General features: G+C 62.4%; 18 protein-coding genes. 8 read left to right on the forward strand and 10 right to left on the reverse strand.

Translation table 11 applies throughout. From position 1 onward, the window contains the following. Window positions 1–36 precede the first annotated feature (36 nt). The 4 genes from AC1Q5O_RS18785 (at window position 37) to AC1Q5O_RS18800 (ending at window position 4,281) form a co-directional block, all read left to right on the forward strand. Window positions 37–891 carry a ferredoxin--NADP reductase gene (locus AC1Q5O_RS18785; RefSeq protein ID WP_223615424.1) on the forward strand — a complete coding sequence of 285 codons (855 nt, stop codon included), beginning with the start codon at window positions 37–39 and terminating at the stop codon, window positions 889–891. A 172-nt stretch (window positions 892–1,063) separates the two neighbouring features. Next, on the forward strand, window positions 1,064–1,528 hold the full coding sequence (locus tag AC1Q5O_RS18790; protein WP_105735155.1) for a MarR family winged helix-turn-helix transcriptional regulator: 465 nt from the start codon (window positions 1,064–1,066) through the stop codon (window positions 1,526–1,528). Continuing rightward, window positions 1,521–2,741, forward strand: coding sequence for an HlyD family secretion protein (locus AC1Q5O_RS18795; RefSeq protein WP_492565063.1), 1,221 nt, complete (start codon window positions 1,521–1,523; stop codon window positions 2,739–2,741). Before AC1Q5O_RS18790 ends, AC1Q5O_RS18795 begins: the two co-directional genes overlap by 8 nt. Next, window positions 2,734–4,281, forward strand: coding sequence for a DHA2 family efflux MFS transporter permease subunit (locus tag AC1Q5O_RS18800; RefSeq protein ID WP_223615426.1), 1,548 nt, complete (start codon window positions 2,734–2,736; stop codon window positions 4,279–4,281). The genes AC1Q5O_RS18795 and AC1Q5O_RS18800 overlap by 8 nt, the downstream gene beginning before the upstream one ends. A 55-nt stretch (window positions 4,282–4,336) precedes the next feature. On the opposite strand, the gene AC1Q5O_RS18805 is transcribed toward AC1Q5O_RS18800, so the two are convergent. Next, window positions 4,337–5,353, reverse strand: a complete 1,017-nt coding sequence (locus AC1Q5O_RS18805) for an amino acid ABC transporter substrate-binding protein (protein ID WP_464664398.1) — start codon at window positions 5,351–5,353, stop codon at window positions 4,337–4,339. Between the two features lie 85 nt (window positions 5,354–5,438). After that, complete coding sequence (locus tag AC1Q5O_RS18810) at window positions 5,439–8,492, reverse strand: aminotransferase class III-fold pyridoxal phosphate-dependent enzyme (RefSeq protein ID WP_492565065.1); 3,054 nt, start codon at window positions 8,490–8,492, stop codon at window positions 5,439–5,441. Between the two features lie 123 nt (window positions 8,493–8,615). Between AC1Q5O_RS18810 and AC1Q5O_RS18815 the strand changes: the two genes are divergently transcribed. Both AC1Q5O_RS18815 and AC1Q5O_RS18820 read left to right on the forward strand, forming a co-directional pair. Continuing rightward, window positions 8,616–9,068 (forward strand): Lrp/AsnC family transcriptional regulator, encoded by a 453-nt coding sequence (locus tag AC1Q5O_RS18815; RefSeq protein ID WP_223615429.1) that lies wholly within the window; start codon window positions 8,616–8,618, stop codon window positions 9,066–9,068. 130 nt (window positions 9,069–9,198) lie between these two features. After that, window positions 9,199–9,366, forward strand: coding sequence for a DUF1127 domain-containing protein (locus tag AC1Q5O_RS18820; protein ID WP_464664400.1), 168 nt, complete (start codon window positions 9,199–9,201; stop codon window positions 9,364–9,366). A gap of 10 nt (window positions 9,367–9,376) precedes the next feature. Here AC1Q5O_RS18820 and AC1Q5O_RS18825 read toward each other — a convergent pair whose 3' ends face one another. The 4 genes from AC1Q5O_RS18825 to gcl are packed head-to-tail and all read right to left on the reverse strand — an operon-like array spanning window position 9,377 to window position 14,202. Continuing rightward, entirely contained in the window at window positions 9,377–10,654 is a 1,278-nt protein-coding gene (locus AC1Q5O_RS18825; RefSeq protein ID WP_492565067.1) for a glycerate kinase type-2 family protein, read from the reverse strand. Between the two features lie 33 nt (window positions 10,655–10,687). Next, window positions 10,688–11,572 carry a 2-hydroxy-3-oxopropionate reductase gene (locus AC1Q5O_RS18830; protein WP_492565069.1) on the reverse strand — a complete coding sequence of 295 codons (885 nt, stop codon included), beginning with the start codon at window positions 11,570–11,572 and terminating at the stop codon, window positions 10,688–10,690. Window positions 11,573–11,576: 4 nt separating this feature from the next. Continuing rightward, complete coding sequence (otnI, locus tag AC1Q5O_RS18835) at window positions 11,577–12,392, reverse strand: 2-oxo-tetronate isomerase (protein WP_492565071.1); 816 nt, start codon at window positions 12,390–12,392, stop codon at window positions 11,577–11,579. Window positions 12,393–12,417: 25 nt separating this feature from the next. Next, a complete protein-coding gene (gene gcl / locus AC1Q5O_RS18840) occupies window positions 12,418–14,202 on the reverse strand; it encodes a glyoxylate carboligase (protein ID WP_492565073.1) in 1,785 nt (594 codons plus the stop codon). Between the two features lie 167 nt (window positions 14,203–14,369). Between gcl and AC1Q5O_RS18845 the strand changes: the two genes are divergently transcribed. Further along, window positions 14,370–15,200 carry an IclR family transcriptional regulator gene (locus AC1Q5O_RS18845; RefSeq protein WP_464664403.1) on the forward strand — a complete coding sequence of 277 codons (831 nt, stop codon included), beginning with the start codon at window positions 14,370–14,372 and terminating at the stop codon, window positions 15,198–15,200. Window positions 15,201–15,242: 42 nt separating this feature from the next. On the opposite strand, the gene guaD is transcribed toward AC1Q5O_RS18845, so the two are convergent. Together guaD and AC1Q5O_RS18855 are read right to left on the reverse strand one after the other, a co-directional pair. Further along, a complete protein-coding gene (guaD, locus tag AC1Q5O_RS18850) occupies window positions 15,243–16,598 on the reverse strand; it encodes a guanine deaminase (RefSeq protein ID WP_492565076.1) in 1,356 nt (451 codons plus the stop codon). Further along, window positions 16,595–17,836: a urate hydroxylase PuuD gene (locus AC1Q5O_RS18855; protein ID WP_223615437.1), complete on the reverse strand. Its 1,242-nt coding sequence runs from the start codon at window positions 17,834–17,836 to the stop codon at window positions 16,595–16,597. Before AC1Q5O_RS18855 ends, guaD begins: the two co-directional genes overlap by 4 nt. A 134-nt stretch (window positions 17,837–17,970) precedes the next feature. Between AC1Q5O_RS18855 and AC1Q5O_RS18860 the strand changes: the two genes are divergently transcribed. Beyond that, a complete protein-coding gene (locus AC1Q5O_RS18860; protein WP_105735167.1) occupies window positions 17,971–18,885 on the forward strand; it encodes a LysR family transcriptional regulator in 915 nt (304 codons plus the stop codon). A 3-nt stretch (window positions 18,886–18,888) separates the two neighbouring features. Here the strand turns inward: AC1Q5O_RS18860 and xdhC are convergent, their stop codons facing one another. Next, window positions 18,889–19,749, reverse strand: a complete 861-nt coding sequence (xdhC, locus tag AC1Q5O_RS18865; RefSeq protein ID WP_492565077.1) for a xanthine dehydrogenase accessory protein XdhC — start codon at window positions 19,747–19,749, stop codon at window positions 18,889–18,891. Between the two features lie 7 nt (window positions 19,750–19,756). Further along, window positions 19,757–22,093, reverse strand: a complete 2,337-nt coding sequence (xdhB, locus tag AC1Q5O_RS18870; protein WP_492565079.1) for a xanthine dehydrogenase molybdopterin binding subunit — start codon at window positions 22,091–22,093, stop codon at window positions 19,757–19,759. Window positions 22,094–22,097 lie beyond the last annotated feature (4 nt).

Genomic DNA, 22,097 nt, shown 5'->3' on the forward strand with positions numbered 1-22,097 from the left:
TGTGTTGACACGAAGTATTGAGCGAGAGACCCAGGGATGACTGCATCTTCGTCAGCGACCGTCACGGCGGCACCTATTCATGCAACGGATGACCTTTCGGCACCGGTTGCATTTGCGATTCCCGACAATGTGTTCGCGGAAACGGTCACCGAGGTGCGCCACTATACCGATCGCCTGTTCCGTTTCCGTATCACGCGGCCCACGAGCTTCCGCTTCCGTTCCGGCGAATTCGTCATGATCGGCCTGCCCAATGCGGAAAAGCCTGTCTATCGCGCCTATTCCATCGCCAGCCCGTCCTGGGACGAGGAAATCGAATTCTTCTCGATCAAGGTCGACAACGGCCCGCTGACCGAACATCTGCAAAAGATCAAGCGCGGCGATACGGTGCTCCTGCGCAAGAAGTCGACGGGAACGCTTGTTCTCGATGCGCTTCTTCCGGGCAAGCGGCTCTACATGCTGTCGACGGGAACCGGCGTTGCTCCCTTCGCCAGCCTGATCCGCGACCCCGAGACCTATGAAAAGTTCGAAGAGGTCATCCTGATCCAGACCTGCCGGGACATCGCCGAGCTGAAATACATCACCGAAATGGTCGAGGGCATCAAGGATGACCCGCTGATCGGTGAATTCGCCGCCGACAGCCTGCGGCTCTACACGACGACCACGCGCGAACCATTCACCCACATGGGCCGCATCACCGACCTGATGCAGAGCGGCAAGCTGTTCAGCGATCTCGGCCTGCCGCCGCTCGATCCCGAAACCGACCGCGGCATGATCTGCGGCTCGATGCACATGATCCACGACACCAAGGCCATTCTGGAGTCCTTCGGCCTGGTCGAGGGCGCCAACAACAAACCGGCGACCTATGTGGTCGAGCGGGCCTTCGTCGGCTAAAACCTGCCTGCAGAAACATCTGGAATATCGCGCCCGGCCTCCTTGAGGCCGGGCATTTTGTTATGCGTCTTGCCTCACTGACTTGTGACACCTTGTCTCTTCTAAAACATGAGTCCACATGCTATATGTGTGAATGTTATAAGCACCCTTATGAGTTTCAAAACCCCACATCATGGACGACACACCCACTCTTGGCTTTCTGCTGCACGATGTTGCGCGGTTGCTGCGCAAGCGGTTTGAGCAACGGGCGAAATGCCTCGGCCTGACCCGGTCGCAGTGGCAGACGCTGGCCTATCTGTCCAAGAACGAGGGGATTCATCAGGCCGGACTGGCCGAAATCCTCGAAATCGAGCCGATCACGCTGGTGCGCATCCTCGACAAGCTGCAGGAGCGCAACCTGATCGAGCGGCGCCGGCACCCGACCGACCGCCGCATCTGGCTGCTGTTCCTGCGCGATGAAGCACGGCCGCATCTGGCGGATATGCGCGTCATCGGCGAAGTCACCCGGTCCGAAGCACTCGAAAATGTGCCGGCGGAAGACCGCGAACATCTCATCCGCACTCTAACCCTTATGAAGTCCAATTTGATCGATGCCTGTCAGACACCGGTCGATGACAGGAAGACACACCATGGCTGACGGATCTCCCAACTCCCGCATTCCCGCCAATACCGATCACCCCGCCGCACCGGGGCACGCCGCGCCTGTTCTGGAAAAGACCGACGCACCCGGCGAAACACCCGTTGCCGCCCGCGTCAACGAACCGGTGCCGCTGCCCGATATCACGCCGCCGAAAACCCGCCGCAACCGTCTGCGTCCCGTGCTCTTCGCCGCGCTGCCGCTTGCCCTCGTGGTCGGCGGCTATTTCTACGTCACCGGCGGGCAGGTCATGTCCACCGACAACGCCTATGTGCAGGCGGACATGGTCGGCGTTTCCACCGATATATCGGGGCTGGTCAGCGCCATCGACGTGCATGACAACGAGGTCGTCAAGCAGGGACAGATCCTGTTCCGCATCAATCCCGACGTCTACCGCATCGCTCTTGAGGGTGCTCAGGCGCAGCTCGGCACCGTTCGCAACCAGATCCTCAACCTGCAGGCGAGCTACAAGCAGACGCTGGCGGAAATCGCCCAGGCCGAGTCCGATATTCCCTTCTACCAGAAGACGCTGCAGCGCCAGGCGGACCTGACCAACACCGCCGCCGTCTCCAAGGCCACCTATGATCAGGCCAAGCATGATCTGGATGCCGCCCAGCAGAAGGTCGATGTCGCCAGGGCGCAGGCTGCCACCACGCTCGCCCAGTTGGGCAACAATGCCGACCAGCCCGTCGAGCAGAACCCGTCCTATCTCGCCGCAAAGGCAACCGTCGACAAGGCCCAGCACGATTTTGACGCGACCACGGTGCGCGCGCCCTTCGACGGGATCGTGACCAATGTCAGTTCGCTGCAGGTCGGCGCCTATCTCCAGGCCTCGCAGGCCGGTTTCAGCCTGGTTTCGACAACCCATATGTGGGTCGCCGCCAGTCCCAAGGAAACCGAGCTGACCTATGTGAAGCCGGGCCAGCCGGTGACCGTGACCGTCGACACCTATCCGGGCGTCGAATGGAAGGGCACGGTTGCCAGCATCAGCCCGGCCTCCGGCTCGAGCTTCTCGCTGCTGCCCGCACAGAATACAACCGGCAATTGGGTTAAGGTTGTGCAGCGCATTCCCATGCTCGTCAGCATAAACGACATGGCGGGCAAGCCGCCCCTGCGCGTCGGCATGAGCGTGACGACCGAAGTCGATACCGGCCATGCACGCGGCCTGCCGCAGTTCGTGCAATCGCTCCTGGGCAGCAAGGATCATGTCTAGCACCGTCGCACTGCCGGGCACCGCACCGGTTGCCAATCGCGGCGCGATCACGGCCTGTGTCATTCTCGCCGTGATCATGCAGGCGCTCGATACGACCATCGCCAACGTGGCGCTGCCCTATATCCAGGGCAGCGTTGCGGCGAGCGCCGACCAGATCAACTGGGTCCTGACCTCCTACATCGTTGCCGCAGCGATCATGACGCCGCCGTCGGGCTTTCTCGCCGCCCGCTTCGGCCGCAAGCGCGTGCTGCTCACCGCCATCGCCGGGTTCGTCGTGGCGTCGGTGCTGTGCGGCATTGCCCAGTCGCTGCCGCAGATCGTGGCTTTCCGGTTGTTGCAGGGCCTGTTCGGCGCCTCGCTCGTCCCCCTGTCGCAAGGCATCCTTCTCGACATCTATTCCGTCGAGGAGCGCGGCTCGGCCATGGCGCTGTTCGGCGTTTCCGTCATGGTCGGTCCCGTGCTCGGCCCCGTCATCGGCGGCTGGCTGACCGATAATATCAGCTGGCGCTGGGTGTTCTACATCAACGTTCCCATCGGCCTTCTCGCCTTTGCCGGCATCGTTGCCTTCGTCACCGAAACCGGGCGGGAGCTGAAGGCCAAGCTGGACTGGTTCGGCTTCGGCACGCTCAGCCTCGCCATCGCCGCCCTTCAGCTTTTTCTCGACCGCGGCGAACAGCTCGACTGGTTTTCTTCCGGCGAAATCCAGCTGGAAGCGCTGGTCTGCGTCAGCGCCTTCTACCTGTTCCTCAGCCATACCTTCACGGCCGAACGGTCCTTCGTCAATCCAAGGCTGTTCCTTGACCGGAACTTTGCCGTCAGCATGTTCTTCATCTTCATCGTCGGCGTGACCTATCTCGCCTCGCTCGCCCTGATGACGCCCTACCTGCAGACCCTTATGGGCTATCCCGTCACCACGGCGGGCATCGTCATGGGCCCGCGCGGCGTCGGCACAATGGTGTGCATGTTCATCGTCGGCCGCCTCATCGGCAAGGTCGATACGCGCTTCCTCCTGGTGCTCGGCCTCGGGCTGACCGCCTGGGCCATGTACGACATGACCGGCTGGACGCCTGACGTATCGCAGTGGACCATCGTTTCAGTGGGCTTCATCCAGGGTGCGGGCCTCGGCTTCCTCTTCGTGCCGCTGACGACGATTGCCTTTGCCACCCTGCCTGCCAGCATGCGCGGCGAAGGCACGGGCCTGTACAATCTCTCGCGCAATATCGGTTCCAGCGTCGGCATTTCCATCGTCACGGCGCTGATCACCGAGAATGTGCAGACCAACCACGCCTCGATCGCTGCCTATGTCACGCCGTTCAACCATGCCTTCAATGCGCCTGCCGTGATGCAGCATCTCGACCCGCTGAAGGCGGCGGGCCGCGCTTCGCTTGACGGCATCATCACCCTGCAGGCCACGATCATCGCCTATATGGATGATTTCAAGCTGCTGATGCTGATGTCGCTGGCGGCCATCCCGCTGGTGTTCCTGCTGCGCAAGCCGGCACCCAGCGCCGCGCCGCCGGAACATGCGGTGATGGAATGAAACAAGGGCGGGCGGTCCAATACACCGCCCGCCCTTTTATCATGGTAACCGCGTCTTACCGCGCTGGCGGCGCATACATCAGGCCGCCCGCATTCCACAAGGCGTTGATGCCCCGGTCGATCTTCAAGGGACTGCCCTTGCCGAGATTGCGGTCGAACATTTCGCCGTAATTGCCGGTTGTCGACACGATGTTGTAGATCCAGCCCTTGTCGAGGCCCAGCGGCGCGCCCGTATCCCCCTCGGCGCCCAGAAAGCGCTTGATCGACGGATTGCCGGATTCCATCTGCTTGGCGATGTTCTCCCTGGTAATGCCCAGCTCTTCCGCCTCGATCATCGAGAACAGCGTCCAGCGGACGATGTTGAACCAGCGGTCATCGCCCTGGCGCACGGCCGGTCCCAAAGGCTCCTTGGAAATGATCTCGGGCAGCACCATGAATCCCTCGGGGTCGGACAGGGTCAGCCTTTGCGCGTAGAGTGCGGAGGCATCCGTCGTGTAGACATCGCAGCGGCCGTTGTTCAGCGCGACAATGGTTTCATCCGGGCGCTCGAACGAGACGATCTCGTAGGTGATGTTGTTCGCCTTGAAATAATCGGCAACGTTGAGTTCGGTTGTCGTGCCGGTCTCGGTGCACAGCGAGGCGCCGGAAAGCTCTTTCGCGCTCTTCACGCCCAGCGACTTCTTCACCATGAAGCCCTGCCCGTCATAATAGGCGGTGCCGACGAATTTGAGGCCCATGGTGGTATCGCGCGACAGGGTCCATGTGGTCTGGCGCGACAAGAGATCGGCTTCGCCGGACTGCAGCGCGGTGAAGCGGTCCTTGGTGGAAAGCGGAATGAAGTTGACCTTGTCCGGGTCGCCGAAGATTGCCGCGGAAACCGCATGGCAGAAATCGACGTCGAAGCCGGTCCATTTGCCCGTGCTGTCCGCATTGGAAAAGCCGAGGACGCCCTGGCTGACGCCGCAATTGACGCGGCCGCGTTCCTTGATCACCGACAGCGTGTCGGCCTTGGCGGGGGTGGCGGTAAAGGCTGCCGATGCCAGCAGCAGGGCGAGAAGTGCAGTCCGTTTCATGATGTTCTCCCTCATTGTGATTGAATAAATCTTTCCCGTCCGCCGGACACCCGCCCGGCGGTTCGTTCGTTCTTCGGTGTTTGGATCACTGGTTCGCCAGGACGGCCGTGAACGTGTCCTCCAACACGTCGATCAGATAATCCGCATTCGCCCGGCTGAAAATCATCGGCGGGCGCAGCTTCAGGATGTTGTCGTGCGGTCCCTCCGTTCCCATCAGGACACCGCGCTCTCTCGCACCATTGTTGATGGCGCGGGCAATCTGCGTGGCAGGCTCCTTGCTCTTGCGGTCCGTGACGAGCTCGACGCCGAGAAACAGCCCCTGTCCGCGCACATCGCCGATGATGGCATGACGGGCCTTCATCTCCTCGAAGCGCTGCAGCAGGTAATTGCCTGTGTCCAGCGCATTCTGCCGCAGATTGTCGCGCTCGATCACGTCGAGCACCGCAAGGCCAACGGCACAGGACACCGGGTTGCCGCCGAATGTGTTGAAATATTCCATGCCGTTGTTGAACGAGGCGGCGATCTCGCGCGTCGTTACCACCGCCGCCATGGGATGGCCGTTGCCGATGGGCTTGCCCATGGTGACGATGTCGGGCACGACGCCTTGCGTCTCGAACGCCCACCAATGGCTGCCGACGCGGCCGAAACCGACCTGCACTTCATCCGCCGCGCAGATACCGCCGGCGGCACGCACCATCGCGTAGACCTCTTTGAGGTAACCATCCGGCAGGAAAACCTGACCGGCAACGCTGGGAATGGACTCGGCAAGGAACAGGCCCGGCGCTTTGCCTGCCCGGCGCATCTGTTCGATCTGTTCGGCAACGCTTTCCGCATAGCGGCTGGCAATCTCCGCCTGCGGCCAGCCGGAGGGCGCGCGGTAGGGATCGGGAATGGCGGCCTCATAGACATGCGGCTTGCGGCCTTTTCCGCCTCGACGCTTGTATTTGTAGGGGCTGAGCTCGATCAGTTCCTGCGTCGTGCCGTGATAGGCCCAATCGAGAACAATCGCCTCCTCGCGGCCCGTGTGCGCCCGCATCATCCGCAGCATCAGGCTGTTGGCCTCGCTGCCAGAACAGGCGAAGGTCGCGACCGCGAGATCACCGGGCAGTGTCGCGGTCAGCCGCTCCGCATAGGTGACGATATTGTCGTGCAGATAGCGCGTGTTGGTGTTGAGCAGGCCCGCCTGCCATGACAGGGCCCTCACCACATCCGGATGGGCATGGCCGAGATGACAGACATTGTTGAAACAGTCGAGATAGGCCCGGCCGCGATCGTCGATCAGCCAGACACCCTCGCCGCGCACGAACTTGATCGGCTCCGCATAGGAGATCGACAGATTGGGCAGGAGCGATGTGCGGCGCGCGGCAACAATGGCCTCCCTGCTGCGCCCCGTCTGCTGGAATGTCTCGCGCGGCAGGCCGATGAAATTGGCCGGGTCCGGGAAGAGTTCACCCCAGACCGGGAGATAGCGCGCTTCGCCGACACCGAGGATGGCGGTTGCCGACAGGGATGAATCCACCGACAATTGCAGGTGCAGATGCGGTGCCCAGCCGCCATTTTCCGCGGGCGCGCCCATTTGGCCGACGAGATCGCCCGCTTGAAGCACGTCGCCCGGACGCAGCCGCGTCAGGGCCTCATGCGCAAGATGCCCCCACAGCGTTGCAAAGGGCGGGCAGCCGTCCGGCGCATGTTCGAGTTTGACCAGGCAGCCATAACCCAGCGGATCGGGCTCGATGACGACTTCCGCGACAGTTGCCGCGATGGGGGTGAACAGCTTCGTGCCTGCAGCCATGAAGAGGTCAAGGCCGAGATGCCGGGTGCGCCGCTCGCCGGCAATGAAACGCGATTCGAACATCACACCGGTATAGACGGAGCGTTCCTCGCCCCACGGCCCGATGCCAAGCGCAACACCGTTTTCCGCGCAATAGGCATCCCACCATGCGGTTGCCTTGTCCGGCTGCTGCGCCGCGGACCAGACGGTCATGGCATTTTCGGGATCGCCATAGGGAACCAGCGCCTTGGCCGCGGTGGCCGGATGCTGCGTGAGAACGGGAGCAAAGGTCCGGTTGTTGCGCTTGATCCAACCGGCAACCGCCTTGGCACCCGCAGACGCATCATATCCGCAGGCATGGCGGAAAATCGCCGTGGCAAAGCCCGGATTGATCGCATCGAGGCGCCGCAGCAATGCCCATGCGGGGGCCTCGCTGATGGCAAGATAGGGATTGTCATCCGTCTTGTCCTTGCGCTGCGCCGACAGCGTGACGCTGGTGACGAGCCGCATGGCGATCAGGTCGAACAGCAGGTCCAGCTCCTGTTCCTGCAGGGGATATTCCGCATGGAAACCCGCAACGATGGCGACTGCCGCGCCGATGGGATCGTCGAGATCGAGAATGGAATAGGCGCAGGCCACCGCCACTTCCGCGATCAGCACGCTGTGCAGCGCATCGCCGAAATCGATCAGGCCGGCAATTTTTCCCGGATTGTCCGGATCGACCAGCACATTCCAGTCATTGGCGTCATTGTGGATGACGGCGGCGCGTAAGCGAGGCAGGCGCGGCGCCACCCGCGCCTCGAACCGGTCGAGGAAGCGGCCGAGCAGCGCACGATCCTCGGCATTGTCGATATATTTCAGGCGCTGGCGCGACAGGCCCGCTGCCCGCATGTCCCAGTCGAATGTCCTGAGCGCGCCGGGATGCATGAAGCCCTGCATGGCCCTGTCCAGCCGTCCAAGCATCCCGCCGAGGCTTTGCAGGACCGCCGGCGTGCGTTCGCGTTCGGCCAGGGGATCGCCGTCCTGCCACGACACCATGCGGATGCAATGCTGTTCGCCGGCCTGGGATTGAACCTGCACCAGCACCTGCCCGCCGCGCGACCGGCGCAGTCTTGGCACCGGCAGATCGGAGGCGTTTGCTTCCAGATGATGCAGCAGCGCCGTCTGGAAATCGCTCTGGTCCTTCGGCTCGCTGGAATTGACGGCTTTGAGAATCCAGATGGAGCCATCCGATGCATCGATCCGGAAATTCTGGTCGCGTTCACTGGCGAGCGAACTGATCCGGCCCTCGACGCCAAAATGCTCCTTGGCGATGGCGAGGGCTTCCGCATTCGAAAATGCCGGTGCCGGATGGGACAGATTGATCATGCATCAACTCCTTTTCGCCAGAGCTTGGCACGGGCCTCAAAATGGGGCATCCGTTAATCCGCCGGTTTGACCGTCAGAAGGACGGCCTGAACCGGCATTTGGTCGGGGGAAGAGAAGAGGGCAATGAAGGAACTCGATGAAAAGGACCGGAACATTCTGAGCATCCTGTCGCGCGATGCCAAGATTCCGCTGAAGACGCTCGCCGGCAAGATCGGTCTGTCGCGCAGCGCAACCAGCGAGCGCATTCTTTTTCTCGAACGGTCGGGGGTGATCCGCGGTTACCGGGCCGATATCGGACAGCTGAACGAGGGGGTGATCTGTGCCTTCCTGCTGATCAGCCTGGTGCGCACCCCGGCGCTCGGCGTGCTGGACCAGCTTGCGGCCCGTCCGGAAGTCCGGCGCGTTTCCTCGGTCAGCGGGCAGCTCGACCTGATTGTCGAGGTCGAGGTGCCGTCGATGAACCATCTCAACACGATCCGCAACACGGTGGCGCTGCTGGAAGAAGTGGATGACGTCACCACATCGATCATCCTGCGCCGCGACATCGACCGGATGGGCGGCGACGCGGGAGAATAACCGCCGGCCGGCCGCACTCTCGGAGGATCAGGCAATCTCTTCGGCCAAACGGGATACCGGTTTTTGACCGGACCGCGCATACTCCGTCGTGTTCACAGATCTATTTGACGAACAAAGACGAGGTATGAAAATGAACATTTACCGCAACTATATTGCCTGGCGCAATGCGCGCCGCACCATTGCCGAACTCAACACCCTGCCGCTGGATCAATTGGCCGACCTCGGCATCGATCCGCTGATCCATGTCCTTGGCATTCCCGTCCGCTCCTATTCGGGCAGCCAACGCGAAAGGAACTAGGGTCAGGACCCTAGCTGCCGCCATCGATATAAATGGCCCGGAAATCATTGACATTGGTGCCCGTCGGGCCCGGCACAAACAGATCACCGAGAGCATCGAACGCCGACCACGCATCATTGGCATTCAACAGGCTGCGCGCGTCCCTCCCAAGACCCGCCAGCCGCGCGGCGGTGCTGCCGTCGGCAAAAGCCCCGGCATTGTCCTCCGAACCATCGATGCCGTCCGTATCGGCGGCCAGCGCCGAAATGCCCCCGGCCCCGGCAATGCCAAGCGCAAAAGACAGAAGAAACTCCGTGTTGCGCCCGCCCTTGCCCTTCCCGCGCACGGTGACCGTGGTTTCTCCCCCGGACAGGAGAACCACCGGCGCCGTGAACGGCCGGTTTCTGGTCAAAACTTCGCGGGCAAGCGCCGCATGCACATGCGCCACCTCCCGCGCCTCCCCCTCGATGGCATCGGACAGGATGACGGCGTCGACGCCCTGGCGCCGCGCCTCCGCTGCGGCCGCGTCGAGCGAGACCGCCGCCGAAGCGATGATGCGGACCGTGTTGCGGGCAAAACCGGGATCGCCGGGGCTGGGCGCGCGGGCCGCATCCAGCGACAGATGCCGCAAGGCCGCCGGCGGCAATGCAAGATTGTACTGGCGCACGATCGCCCGTGCATCGTCGAGCGATGCTTCATCCGGGACGGTCGGACCCGACGCAACCAGAGCCGGGTTGTCGCCCGGAATATCGGATATCACGAGCGTGACGACCCGCGCCGGAAAGGCGGCGGCGGCCAGCCGCCCGCCTTTGACGGTTGAAAGGTGCTTGCGCACCGTGTTCATCGCGGCGATGGGTGCGCCGGATGCCAGCAATGCCCTGTTGACCGCAATCTCGTCATCGAGTGTCATGCCTTCCGGCGGTGCCGGCAACAGCGCGGAACCGCCGCCGGATATCAGCGCCACCACAAGATCGTCCTCCGTCAGGCCAGCAACCGCGTCAAACAGTCGTGCCGTGGCCCTCAGACCCGCCGCATCGGGCACCGGATGTGCCGCCTCGATGATCTCGATCCGCTCGCATGGCACGCCGAAACCGTAGCGGGTGACGACAACCCCTTGCAGCGGGCCATCCCAGGCCTGTTCGAAAGCGCGCGCCATCTGCGCCGAGCCTTTGCCCGCACCGATGACGATGGTGCGCCCTTTCGGGCGGTCCGGCAGGTTGGCGGCAACGGTGCGTTCGGCCTGCGCCGCCGCCACGGCGGCGTCAAACAGGGATGCCAGCAATGCCCTGGGGGCGGTCTTCAATGTCATTATTGTCCGCCCCCATGGCCTTGTCTGTCGAACTCAGGCGACCGCGTGGTTGGCGATGCGCTCCAGCGCCTTGACCAGTCCGGAGTGGTCGAGACCGCTGTCGCCGTTCGCAGCACAGCTGTTGAACAGTTCCTGCGTCGATGCCGTGTTGGGCAGCGAGACGCCCAGCGTCTTGGCGCTCTGCAAGGCAAGGTTGAGATCCTTCTGGTGCAGCGAAATGCGGAAACCCGGTTCGAATGTCCGCTTGATCATCCGCTCGCCATGCAGTTCGAGAATGCGCGAGGAGGCAAAGCCGCCCATCAGGGCCTCGCGCACCCGCGCCGGATCGGCACCGGCCTTCGACGCCAGCACCAGCGCTTCCGAAATGGCTTCGATGGTCAGGGCAACGATGATCTGGTTGGCAACCTTGGTCACCTGGCCGTCGCCGCAATCGCCGACGAGCGTGATGTTCTTGCCCATCAGCTTGAACAGCGGCAGGGCCCGGTCGAAGGCGCTTTGCTCGCCGCCCGCCATGATGCTGAGCGTGGCGTTCCTGGCGCCCACCTCGCCGCCGGACACCGGCGCATCGATATATTCGCTGCCCGTCTCGCGAACCCTTTTGGCGAATTCCTTCGTTTCAATCGGCGAGATCGAGCTCATGTCGATAACGAGCTTGCCCGGCTTCAAGCCGAAGACCACGCCGTTTTCGCCAAAGAGCACGTCCTTGACCTCGGGCGTATCCGGCAGCATCAGGATGATGATATCCGTCTTTTCGGCGAGAGCCTTGGGGCTTTCAACGATCTTCAGGCCGTTCTCGACCAGTTCCGGGCGCGGCTCGATGAAGAATTTCGAGGTGTAGACGTTATGCCCCGCATCCTGCAGGTGACGTGCCATGGGCGTGCCCATGATGCCCAGTCCGATGAAACCTATGTCAGCCATGTCCTCAGCTCCTCATTCTCAAGATGTCGGCGGATTTCTGCGCGTCGGAAAAGTCCTTCAGCCAGCCCAGTCCGCGTTGCGTTTCAGTCTTTGGTTTGTATTCGCAGCCGATCCAGCCGGTGTAACCGGCCTCGTCCAGTGCCTCGAACACGAAGGGATAGTTGATCTCGCCCATGCCCGGCTCATTCCGGCCGGGATTGTCGGCCAGCTGGATATGGGCAATCCGGTCCTTGTGGCGCTGGTAGGTCGCCACCAGTTCGCCGCGCGTGCGCTGCTGGTGATAGAGATCGTACTGGATGAAGAGATTGTCGCTGCCGACCTCGTCGATGATCGATGCCGCCTGTTCGACGGTATTCAGGTAGAAACCGGGAATATCGTAGGCATTGATCGGCTCGATCAGCAGGCGGATCTGGTGCCTGGCGAGCTCCTGCGCCGCCAGGCGCAGATTGTGCACGAATGTCGTGCGCAGCACATCGGCCGCCAGCCCGACCGGCGCGATGCCGGCAAGGCAGTTGATCTGCCTGCACCCCAGCTCGGTGGCATAGTCGATGGCCGTGGCAACGCCGCGCCGGAACTCATCGATCCGGTCCGGCAGCACCGCTATGCCGCGCTCGCCGCCCGCCCAATTGCCGGCCGGAAGATTGTGCAGCACCTGCACCAGCCGGTGCTGCCCGAGTTTCTGTTTGAGAACGGCCGCATCGAATTCATAGGGGAAGAGATATTCCACCGCATCGAAACCCGCCTGGCTGGCCAGTGCAAAGCGGTCGAGAAACGGAACCTCGTTGAAGAGCATCGTCAGATTGGCTGCAAATTTGGGCATGAGACCTCCGGAAAGTCAGTGAATGTCAGTCAAGGAATGCCGCGACGGCGGTCGGCGCATCCTGTTTCTGTTCGGCCAGCTCCTCGAACTCGACCACCGCATTGATGTCGGCGCCCATGGAGATATTGGTCACCCGCTCGAGGATGAACTCGATGACCACCGGCACCTGGTGTTCGTCCATCAGCGCCTGCGCCTGCGCAAAGGCGTCGGCAAACTGGTTGGGGCTGCGCACGCGGATGGCCTTGCAGCCGAGACCCTCGGCCACCGCCACGTGGTCGACGCCGTAGCCTTTCTCCGCATCATCAGACGCATTGATGTTGTCGAAAGCAAGCGACACTTCGAAATCCATGTTGAAACCGCGCTGCGCCTGACGGATCAGCCCGAGATAGGAATTGTTCACGACCACGTGCAGATAGGGCAGCTTGTGCTGGGCGCCGACGGCCAGTTCCTCGATCATGAACTGGAAATCATAGTCGCCGGAGAGCGCCACGATCGGCCGGTGCGGATCGGCGGCACGCACGCCGAGGGCGGCGGGCAAGGTCCAGCCAAGAGGACCGGCCTGACCGCAATTGATCCAGTTGCGCGGGCGGTAGACATGCAGGAACTGCGCCCCGGCGATCTGGCTGAGGCCGATGGTCGTGACATAGCAGGTATCGCGGCCGAACGCCTTGTTCATCTCCTCATAGACGCGCTGCGGCTTCAGCGGCGTCTGGTCGAAATGCGTCTTGCGCAGCAGGGTGCGCTTGCGCTCCTGGCATTCCCGCGCCCATGCCGACCAGTCGCGCAGTTTGCCCGCGGCCTTCCATTCGGTGGCCACGTCGAGGAACAGCTTCAGCGCCTTGCCCGCATCGGAGACAATGCCGAAATCCGGTGCGAAGACGCGGCCGATCTGGGTCGGCTCGATGTCGACATGCACGAATGTGCGCCCTTCCGTATAGGTCGCGACATTGCCCGTATGCCGGTTGGCCCAGCGGTTGCCGATCCCCAGCACGAAGTCCGATGCCAGCAGCGTGGCATTGCCGTAGCGGTGCGAGGTCTGCAGGCCGCACATGCCCGCCATCAGCCGGTGATCGTCCGGGATCGTTCCCCAGCCCATCAATGTCGGGATGACGGGAACGCCGGTGATTTCGGCAAATTCAACCAGGAGATCGGAAGCATCGGCATTGATGATGCCGCCGCCCGCCACGATCAGCGGGCGTTCCGCCGCATTGAGCATAACAAGCGCCTTTTCCACCTGCGCGCGCGTTGCGGTGGGCTTGTACGGCTCGAGCGGTTCATAGGTGTCGGCGTCGAATTCGATTTCCGCCAGCTGCACATCCAGCGGCAGGTCGATCAGCACCGGCCCCGGACGGCCCGAGCGCATGATGTGAAAGGCCTTCTGGAAGACGTAGGGCACCAGGCCGGGTTCCATCACGGTCACCGCCCATTTGGTCACCGGCTTGGCGATGGAAGCGATATCGACGGCCTGAAAATCCTCCTTGTCGAGACGGGCGCGCGGCGCCTGCCCGGTGATGCACAGAATGGGGATGGAATCGGCCGAGGCCGAGTAAAGACCGGTGATCATATCGGTGCCGGCCGGGCCCGATGTGCCGATGCACACGCCGATATTGCCGTGATTGGCGCGGGTATAGCCCTCCGCCATGTGCGAAGCGCCTTCCACGTGGCGCGCCAGGATATGGCGAACCGAACCGCGGGCGCGCAGCGCCGAATAGAACGGGTTGATGGCCGCGCCCGGCACACCGAAAGCGCAATCGATCCCCTCCTTTTCCAGGATAAGAACCGCAGCATCGACAGCACGCATTTTGGTCATGATCATTCCTCCAGATTTAGTGGGATCATAATCCGTTTCATAAATCGCACAATGAATTTCTGGAAATCATTCTCATTATATGGAAATAAAGATTTTCAATAAAACTGGTAAAATCAACCGCGCCGGATTATGCCAATGCATCGTAATGCAAGGGGAAAGACGGCAGCATGGCCTTACAGTCAACAGCAGCAAAAGGCAGGCGGGGACGCAAGGCGGGGGAGAATGCCGTGCCTTCCTCGGTTCAGGTGCTTGACCGCAGCCTCCATCTGCTCAGCATCGTCGCCGACAATGACGGATCGACGCTGACGGACCTCGCCGACCACACGGGCATGGCGCCATCGACCGTTCACCGGCTGCTGACGTCGCTTGCCAATCACGGCATGCTCGCGCATGACCCGGAATCCGGCGAATGGACGGTCGGCGTGCGCGCCTTTGAAATCGGCAACGCCTTCCTGCGCTACCGCAAGCTCGGCAGCATCAGCCGGCCATTCCTGAAAAAGCTGATGGACGCGTGCGGCGAGACCGCCAATGTCGCCATCGAGGATGAGGGCGATGTGGTGTTCATCTCCCAGATCGAGAGCCATGCGCCGATGCGCGCCTTCTTCCGGCCGGGACGGCGCGGCCCCATCCATGCATCGGGCATCGGCAAGGCGATCCTGTCGACCTGGTCGGACACCGATATCGGCCAGATGCTCAGCGGCAAGACGCTGGCGCATTTCACCGACCGCACGCTCGATACGCTGCCCGCCCTCTTGAAGGACATTCAGCAGATCCGCGCACGCGGCTGGTCGATCGACGATGAGGAGCACACGCTCGGCATGCGCTGCATTGCAGCACCCGTTTTCAATGAACACGGCGAGGCCATCGCCGGGATTTCGATTTCAGGCCCGGCCGTGCGCCTGCCCAAGAACAAGCTGGATGTGTTTGGACCGGTCATCCGCCGGACCGCCGATGAACTGACGCAGGCCATGGGTGGCCGCAAACCGCACGAACTCTAGCGGGAAAAGCAAAAGGGGCCGACGGCCCCTTTTTCGTCATCCTCAGGCGATCTGCAGATCGGCCGCCGACCGGGCCGGCCCCGCCGCCGGATGTTTGTCGAGCCTGCTCTTCATCGGCTTGCCCGCCACATAGACTTCGGCCACCGAACGGTCATCCCCCATGGTCTGCAGGATGAACAGCTCTTCGGCGAGCGTGGTTGCCGTGCGCATGCGCAATTCCATCGCCGGCTTGGCGCGGCTGTCGAGTACCGTGATATCGGCATCGGCGCCCGCATGCAGCGATCCGATCCGGTCTTCAAGGCCGAGCGCCCGCGCATTGCCGAGCGTCATCATGTAGTAGGACGCGAAGGGCGAGAGGCGCTGGCCCTGCACATGCAGCACCTTATAAGCTTCGGCCATCGTCTCCAGCATGGAGAAGCTGGTGCCGCCGCCGACATCCGTCGCCACCGAAAACCGCGCGCCCAGCGTCTGGAACCGGTCGCGGTCGAACAGGCCGCTGCCGAGGAACAGATTGGAGGTCGGGCAGAAGACCGCCACGGACCCGGTTTCGGCCAGCGCCGCAATTTCCCGGTCGGAGAGATAGATGCAGTGCCCGAGCAGCATCTTTTTGCCCAGGAGGTCATAGCCGGCATAGATGTCGGTATAATCCTTGGCGGCGGGGTAAAGCGACGTGGCATAGGCAACCTCGTCGCGGTTTTCCGACAGGTGCGTCTGCACGTAGCATTCGGGATGTTCACGCACGAGAACCCGGCTCATCTCCATCTGCTCGGGCGTCGAGGTGATGGCAAAGCGCGGGCTGATGGCATAGTGCGCCCGGCCGCGGCCGTGCCATTTCGCGATCAGCGCCTTGGTCTCGTCGTAACCGGACTGCGCCGTGTCGCGCAGCCCTTCCGGCGCATTGCGGTCCATCATGACCTTGCCGCCGATCATCAGCATGTTGCGCTTTTCCGCTGCCGCGAAATAGGCGTCGACGCTTTCCGGATGCACCGAGCAATAGGCAACCGCCGAGGTGGTGCCGTTGCGCAGAAGTTCGTCCATGAAGCGCCCGGCGATGAAATCGGCATGGGCGGAGGACGCGAACTTCTGCTCCTCGACGAAGATGTAGGTATTGAGCCATTCCAGCAGCTGCGCCCCGTAGGAGGCGATGGCCTGCGTCTGCGGGAAGTGCAGATGCGTGTCGATGAAGCCCGGCAGGATCAGATGCGGGCGGTGATCGACGATCTCCGCCTGCGGCCCGGCCAGAGGCGCAAGCGTTGCATGGTCACCCACGCGGGCAACCCTGCCGTTTTCGATGAGAACGGCACCGTCTTCGAAATAGGAATAGGACGCGGTGTCATCGATGGCCTTCGGCGCATCGGTAAAGGTCAGCACCCGGCCGCGCAGCAGCAGTTGGCTCATTGGATTGTTCCTCCCTTGACTGTGTTCTCATACCACTTGGCCAGCAATTGCCGCTCCTCGTTGGAGATGGCGGTCACGTTGGCCGGTGGCATGGCGTGCGAGCGCCCGGCCTGGAGATAAATCTCGCGGGCATGCGCGGCGATCTGGCCATCGGTTTCCAGCATGACGCCCTTGGGCGGGGCGATAAGCCCTTCCCAGCCCGGCTCCTTCGCATGGCACATGGAGCAGCGGCCGAGGACCGTATCGCGCACCTTGGGAAATTCCGCCGAGGCGATGAAGGGCTGCTGCACGGCCGATACCTTGTCGGCGGCCGGGCCTCCCGACAGGATTTTCGGCACCGTCGACAGCCACATGATGACGATGAACAGGATGGCGGTGACAAGCCAGGTCCAGGTCGGATCGCCCTTGCGGGCATGGCGCGTGTTGAACCAGTGGCGGATGGTGACGCCCATCAGGAAGACCAGCGATGCGATGATCCAGTTGTACTGGGTGCCGAATGCCAGCGGATAATGGTTCGACAGCATCAGGAACAGCACCGGCAGCGTCAGGTAGTTGTTGTGGGTGGAGCGCTGCTTGGCCTGCTTGCCCAGCTTCGGATCCGGCGTCTTGCCGGCAATGAGGTCCGCAACCACCTTCTTCTGGTTCGGAATGATGATCATGAACACGTTTGCCGACATGATCGTCGCCGTGAAGGCACCCAGATGCAGGAAGGCGGCACGGCCGGTGAACAGCTGGGTATAGCCCCAGGCCATGCCCACCAGAATGAAATAGAGCAGCACCATCAGCCGCGTATCGTTGCGGCCCAGCGGCGACTTGCAGATCGTGTCATAGACCACCCAGCCGCCGAAGATCGAAGCCAGCGAGATCGCGATGGCCACCGGGCGCGAGACATCAAGCACATGCGGATCGATCAGGTAGAGGTCGGCGCCGGCATAATAGACGATGCACAGCATGGCGAAGCCGGACAGCCACGTCGCATAGGATTCCCATTTGAACCAGGTGAGATGTTCGGGCATCTGCGCCGGAGCGACCAGATATTTCTGGATGTGATAGAAACCGCCGCCATGCACCTGCCATTCCTCGCCATGGGCGCCGACCGGAAGGTCCGGACGCTGCCGCAGGCCAAGATCCAGCGCCACGAAATAGAATGACGAGCCGATCCACGCAATGCCGGTGATCACGTGCAACCAGCGGACGGCAAAATTCAGCCATTCCCAGGCTATGGCATATTCATACATGCGGCTCTCCCTTTTATGCGAAAGAGTATGTGCCAAAGCCTGAGCCGCAGGAAAACGCCATAAATCGCCCATCTCTTTCAAAAAAAACTATAAAATGCTACATCATGGAACGGTGTAAGACAGGGGTGGGAACCATGTCATATTTCGATAATCTTCGTGTTTTCGTTCGCGTCGTCGAACTGGGAAACCTTTCTGCCGCCGGCCGGGACCAGCGGGCGTCCCCGGCTGTCGCCAGCAACCGCATCAAGGAGCTGGAGCGCTATCTCGGCGTGCGCCTTTTCAACCGCACCACGCGCAAGCTGACGCCGACCGAGCATGGCCGTGTCTTCTATGAAGGGGCGGTCAAGATCATCGAAGCGATCAACGAGGCGGAAGCGGCGATTGCCGACCTGTCGCAAAAGCCGAAGGGCGCCATCCGCATCACCGCGCCGCTCGGCATCGGCCGTCGGCTGATTGCCTCGGGCGTGCCGGAATTCCACGACAAATATCCGGATATCGAGGTGCGGCTGCGATTGTCGGACCACAATATCGACATCATGAGCGAGGGCGTCGACGTCGCCTTCAAGCTCGGCATTCTCGAAGACTCCAACCTGCGCATGCGCGGCATCATGAACTGCGAGCGGGTGATCTGCGCCTCGCCGGACTATCTTGCCAAGCGCGGCATCCCGGCCAGCCCGGACGAGCTCATAACCGGGCATCACGATTGCCTGCTTCTGCGCTATCCCGGCTCCAAGGAATATTACTGGACGCTGCAGACGCCGGAAGGCCCGCGCAAGCTGGAGGTCAGCGGCCCCTATGATTCCGATGACGGGGATGTTTTGACCCGCTGGGCGCTCGATGGCCGCGGCATCATCAACAAGCCGCTGTTCGAGGTCAAAAACCACATCAATGACGGGACATTGCAGCCGATCCTTGAGAATACGCCACCGGTCAGCATCCAGCTTGCAGCGATCTATCCGCACAAGCGGTTCCAGGACCCGAAGGTGCGGCTGATGATCGATTTCATGACCGAGCGCTGCCAGCGGCTGATCAGCGCCATGCTCGAATAGGCATCAGGCGTGCAGGCGCGCCTTCTGCCTGGGCAGGCGCTCCTCGCCGATCCGGTGGTTGAGGGCTGAGGTCATGATTTCGGCCGCCGCCAGCGCCGCAATGACGCACGGGCGCTTGTCCTTGACCGCGGTTCCCCCCACCGGGCAGACAAGCCCGTCAAAAATGTCCGGGCGGCCGACTTCCCGCTCCAGCCAGCTGCGGAACGTCGCCTTCTTGGTCTTCGAACCGATCATGCCGACATAGGCGGCGTCGCCCCGTGCCAGGGCTTCGGCTGTGATGAGAAAATCCAGCGCATGGTCATGGGTGAGGACAACGAAGGCGCTGCCCGCCGGCGCATCGCGCACCACCACTTCCGGCATCGCCGTCAGGCAGGTTTCGATGCCGGGGACCCGCGTGGCAGACAATTCGATCTCGCGCGTGTCGACGAGAACGATGCGCAGCGGCACCAGCGACAGGGCCATGGCCAGCGCGTCGCCGACATGCCCCGCCCCGAAGATGTAGACATGCGGGCGCTGGGCGATTTCCAAGTCGACCTTTTCCACCAGCGCCGAGCGCAGGGGCCTGTCCACCCGCTTGAAGCCAAGGGCAACCCGCCCGCCGCAGCATTGTCCGATCTCCGGTCCGAGCGGAACGGAAATATCGTCCGCATCCGCCCCGCCTTCGCTCAGCAGCCGCCGCGCGTGGTCGATGGCCATGAATTCGAGCTGGCCGCCGCCGATGGTTCCAAAAATGCAATCGACCGCAACCAGCATCCAGGCGCCCGCTTCGCGCGGTGTCGAGCCGCTGGCGGATTTCACCTCGACCAGCACCACATGTTTGCGCCGGTTGAGAAAATCCCTGATATCATCGCGGTTCGACGGCATGGGACGCTCACTTCCCGTTTCGCGCAGCGCGCAGCCGTTCGACCGCCATCAGCACGCGTTCCGGTGTCGCCGGGGCATCGAGGCGCGGTGCGACCCGGTAGTCGGCAACGCTGGCGACTGCCATGGAGATTGCCTCGAGCACGGAGATGGCCAGCATGAACGGTGGCTCGCCGACCGCCTTGGAACGGCGGATCGTCTCTTCGCGATTGACGGACCAAGTGGCCAGTTCCACATTGAACTGGCGCGGACGGTCCGAGGCGAGCGGGATCTTGTAGGTGGAGGGCGCATGGGTGCGCAAGCGTCCCTTGGCGTCCCACCAGAGCTCCTCGGTGGTCAGCCACCCCATGCCCTGCACGAAGGCGCCCTCAACCTGCCCGAGATCGAGCGCCGGATTGAGCGATTTTCCGACATCATGCAGCACATCCGTCCGGTCGACCTGATATTCGCCGGTCAACGTATCGATGCTGACCTCCGAGACCGAAGCGCCATAGGCGAAGTAATAGAACGGCCGGCCTCTGCCTTCCGCGCGGTTCCAGTGGATTTTCGGGGTCTTGTAGAAACCCGCAGCCGACAGCTGCACGCGCGCGCCATAGGCCGTGCGGATGAAATCGGGAAACGGGATAAGGCGATTGCCGACGCGGACCGCGTTGGGTTCGAAAAAGACTTCGCTCTTTGCGACCGCATAATGTTCGGCGGCAAAATCCACCAGCCGCGCCTTGATCTGCTGCGCCGCATTGGCCGCGGCCATGCCGTTGAGATCGGACCCGGACGATGCTGCCGTCGCCGATGTGTTGGGCACCTTCGCCGTGGTCGTCGCGGTCACCTTGACGCGGTCGAGATCGACCTGGAACTCGTCGGCCACCACCTGCGCCACCTTCGTGTAGAGCCCCTGCCCCATTTCCGTGCCGCCATGGTTCAGATGGATCGAACCGTCGCTGTAGACATGTACCAGCGCACCCGCCTGGTTGTATTCGGTCTTGGTGAAGGAGATGCCGAACTTGACCGGCGTCAGCGCGATGCCGCGCTTGATGATCCGGCTGTCGCGGTTGAACGCAAGAACCGCTTCACGCCTTGCCGCGTAGTCCGACGACACCTCCAGTTCGGCGACGATCTGCGGAATGATATTGTCTTCGACGGTCTGATGGTAGGGCGTGACGTTCCTGCCGGCGTCGCCGTAGAAGTTGGCCTTGCGGATCTCCAGCGGGTCCTTCCCCAGCGCATAGGCGATATCCTCGATCATCCGCTCGCCGCCAACCATGCCCTGCGGGCCGCCGAAGCCGCGAAACGCCGTGTTGGACACCGTATTGGTCTTGAGCGGCCGCGAACGCAGGCGGACATTCGGATAGAAATAGCAATTGTCGGCGTGAAACAGCGCCCGGTCGGTGACCGGTCCTGAGAGATCAGCGGAGAAGCCGCAGCGCGCCGAAAACGTCGCATCCACCGCTTCGATACGGCCGTCATCGTCAAAACCCAGTTCATAGGCCACGTGGAAATCGTGGCGTTTGCCTGTGGCAACCATGTCGTCATCGCGATCCGGCCTGATTTTAACCGCCCGCTTGTATTTCTTCGCCGCAACCGCTGCGACGGCGGCGAACAAATTGGCCTGCGTTTCCTTGCCGCCGAAGCCGCCGCCCATGCGCCGCACATTGACCGTGACCGCATTGGCGGGCACGCCGAGAACGTGGCCGACCATGTGCTGGGTCTCGCTCGGGTGCTGGGTCGAGGAATACACCGTCACCTCGTCGTCCTCGCCCGGCATGGCAAAGGCGATGTGGCCTTCGAGATAGAAATGATCCTGCCCGCCGATGCGCATTTCACCGCTCAGCCGGTTCGTTGCCTTGGCAAGCCCCTCGGCGATATCTCCGCGCTCGAGCTTGAGCGGATCGATGACCAGCGGATAACCGGCTTTTTCAGCGTCGAGCACGTCGATGGCGTGATCGAGATCGCGATATTCCACCTTGACCTTCGCGGCCGCATTCCGGGCAATCTGCCGCGTTTCGGCAATGACGGCAAACATGGGCTGGCCATGGAACTCCACCTTGCCCACCGCAAAGACCGGATCGTCATGCTTGCCGGCCGGGCTCACATCGTTGTGGCCGGGGATATCGTCCACCGTCAGCACGCCGATCACGCCTGCACACGCCCTGACCGCTTCGAAATCAATCGACACGATGTCCGCGTGCGCACGCTGCGACAGGCCGAGATAGGCATGCAGCGTGTCGGCCGGTTCCGGCATGTCATCGATATATTCGGCGGAACCGGAAACGTGCTTGTGGCCGGATTCATGCGGCTGCTGTTCGTGCACCCCGCCCTTGATGCGGGCCAGCGGCTGGATCGAATTCATGCTC

The organism is Phyllobacterium sp. MT110 (genome assembly GCF_058792715.1).

Coding starts and splice junctions, on each gene's coding strand:
- AC1Q5O_RS18785 (WP_223615424.1), top strand. CDS start 37: ATGACTGCATCTTCGTCAGCGACCGTCACGGCGGCACCTATTCATGCA.
- AC1Q5O_RS18820 (WP_464664400.1), top strand. CDS start 9,199: ATGAACATTTACCGCAACTATATTGCCTGGCGCAATGCGCGCCGCACC.
- xdhC (WP_492565077.1), bottom strand. CDS start 19,749: ATGCCGTCGAACCGCGATGATATCAGGGATTTTCTCAACCGGCGCAAA.
- guaD (WP_492565076.1), bottom strand. CDS start 16,598: ATGAGCCAACTGCTGCTGCGCGGCCGGGTGCTGACCTTTACCGATGCG.
- AC1Q5O_RS18825 (WP_492565067.1), bottom strand. CDS start 10,654: ATGACATTGAAGACCGCCCCCAGGGCATTGCTGGCATCCCTGTTTGAC.
- otnI (WP_492565071.1), bottom strand. CDS start 12,392: ATGCCCAAATTTGCAGCCAATCTGACGATGCTCTTCAACGAGGTTCCG.
- AC1Q5O_RS18830 (WP_492565069.1), bottom strand. CDS start 11,572: ATGGCTGACATAGGTTTCATCGGACTGGGCATCATGGGCACGCCCATG.
- AC1Q5O_RS18795 (WP_492565063.1), top strand. CDS start 1,521: ATGGCTGACGGATCTCCCAACTCCCGCATTCCCGCCAATACCGATCAC.
- AC1Q5O_RS18805 (WP_464664398.1), bottom strand. CDS start 5,353: ATGAAACGGACTGCACTTCTCGCCCTGCTGCTGGCATCGGCAGCCTTT.
- AC1Q5O_RS18800 (WP_223615426.1), top strand. CDS start 2,734: ATGTCTAGCACCGTCGCACTGCCGGGCACCGCACCGGTTGCCAATCGC.
- AC1Q5O_RS18810 (WP_492565065.1), bottom strand. CDS start 8,492: ATGATCAATCTGTCCCATCCGGCACCGGCATTTTCGAATGCGGAAGCC.
- AC1Q5O_RS18860 (WP_105735167.1), top strand. CDS start 17,971: ATGTCATATTTCGATAATCTTCGTGTTTTCGTTCGCGTCGTCGAACTG.
- xdhB (WP_492565079.1), bottom strand. CDS start 22,093: ATGAATTCGATCCAGCCGCTGGCCCGCATCAAGGGCGGGGTGCACGAA.
- gcl (WP_492565073.1), bottom strand. CDS start 14,202: ATGACCAAAATGCGTGCTGTCGATGCTGCGGTTCTTATCCTGGAAAAG.
- AC1Q5O_RS18790 (WP_105735155.1), top strand. CDS start 1,064: ATGGACGACACACCCACTCTTGGCTTTCTGCTGCACGATGTTGCGCGG.
- AC1Q5O_RS18855 (WP_223615437.1), bottom strand. CDS start 17,836: ATGTATGAATATGCCATAGCCTGGGAATGGCTGAATTTTGCCGTCCGC.
- AC1Q5O_RS18815 (WP_223615429.1), top strand. CDS start 8,616: ATGAAGGAACTCGATGAAAAGGACCGGAACATTCTGAGCATCCTGTCG.
- AC1Q5O_RS18845 (WP_464664403.1), top strand. CDS start 14,370: ATGGCCTTACAGTCAACAGCAGCAAAAGGCAGGCGGGGACGCAAGGCG.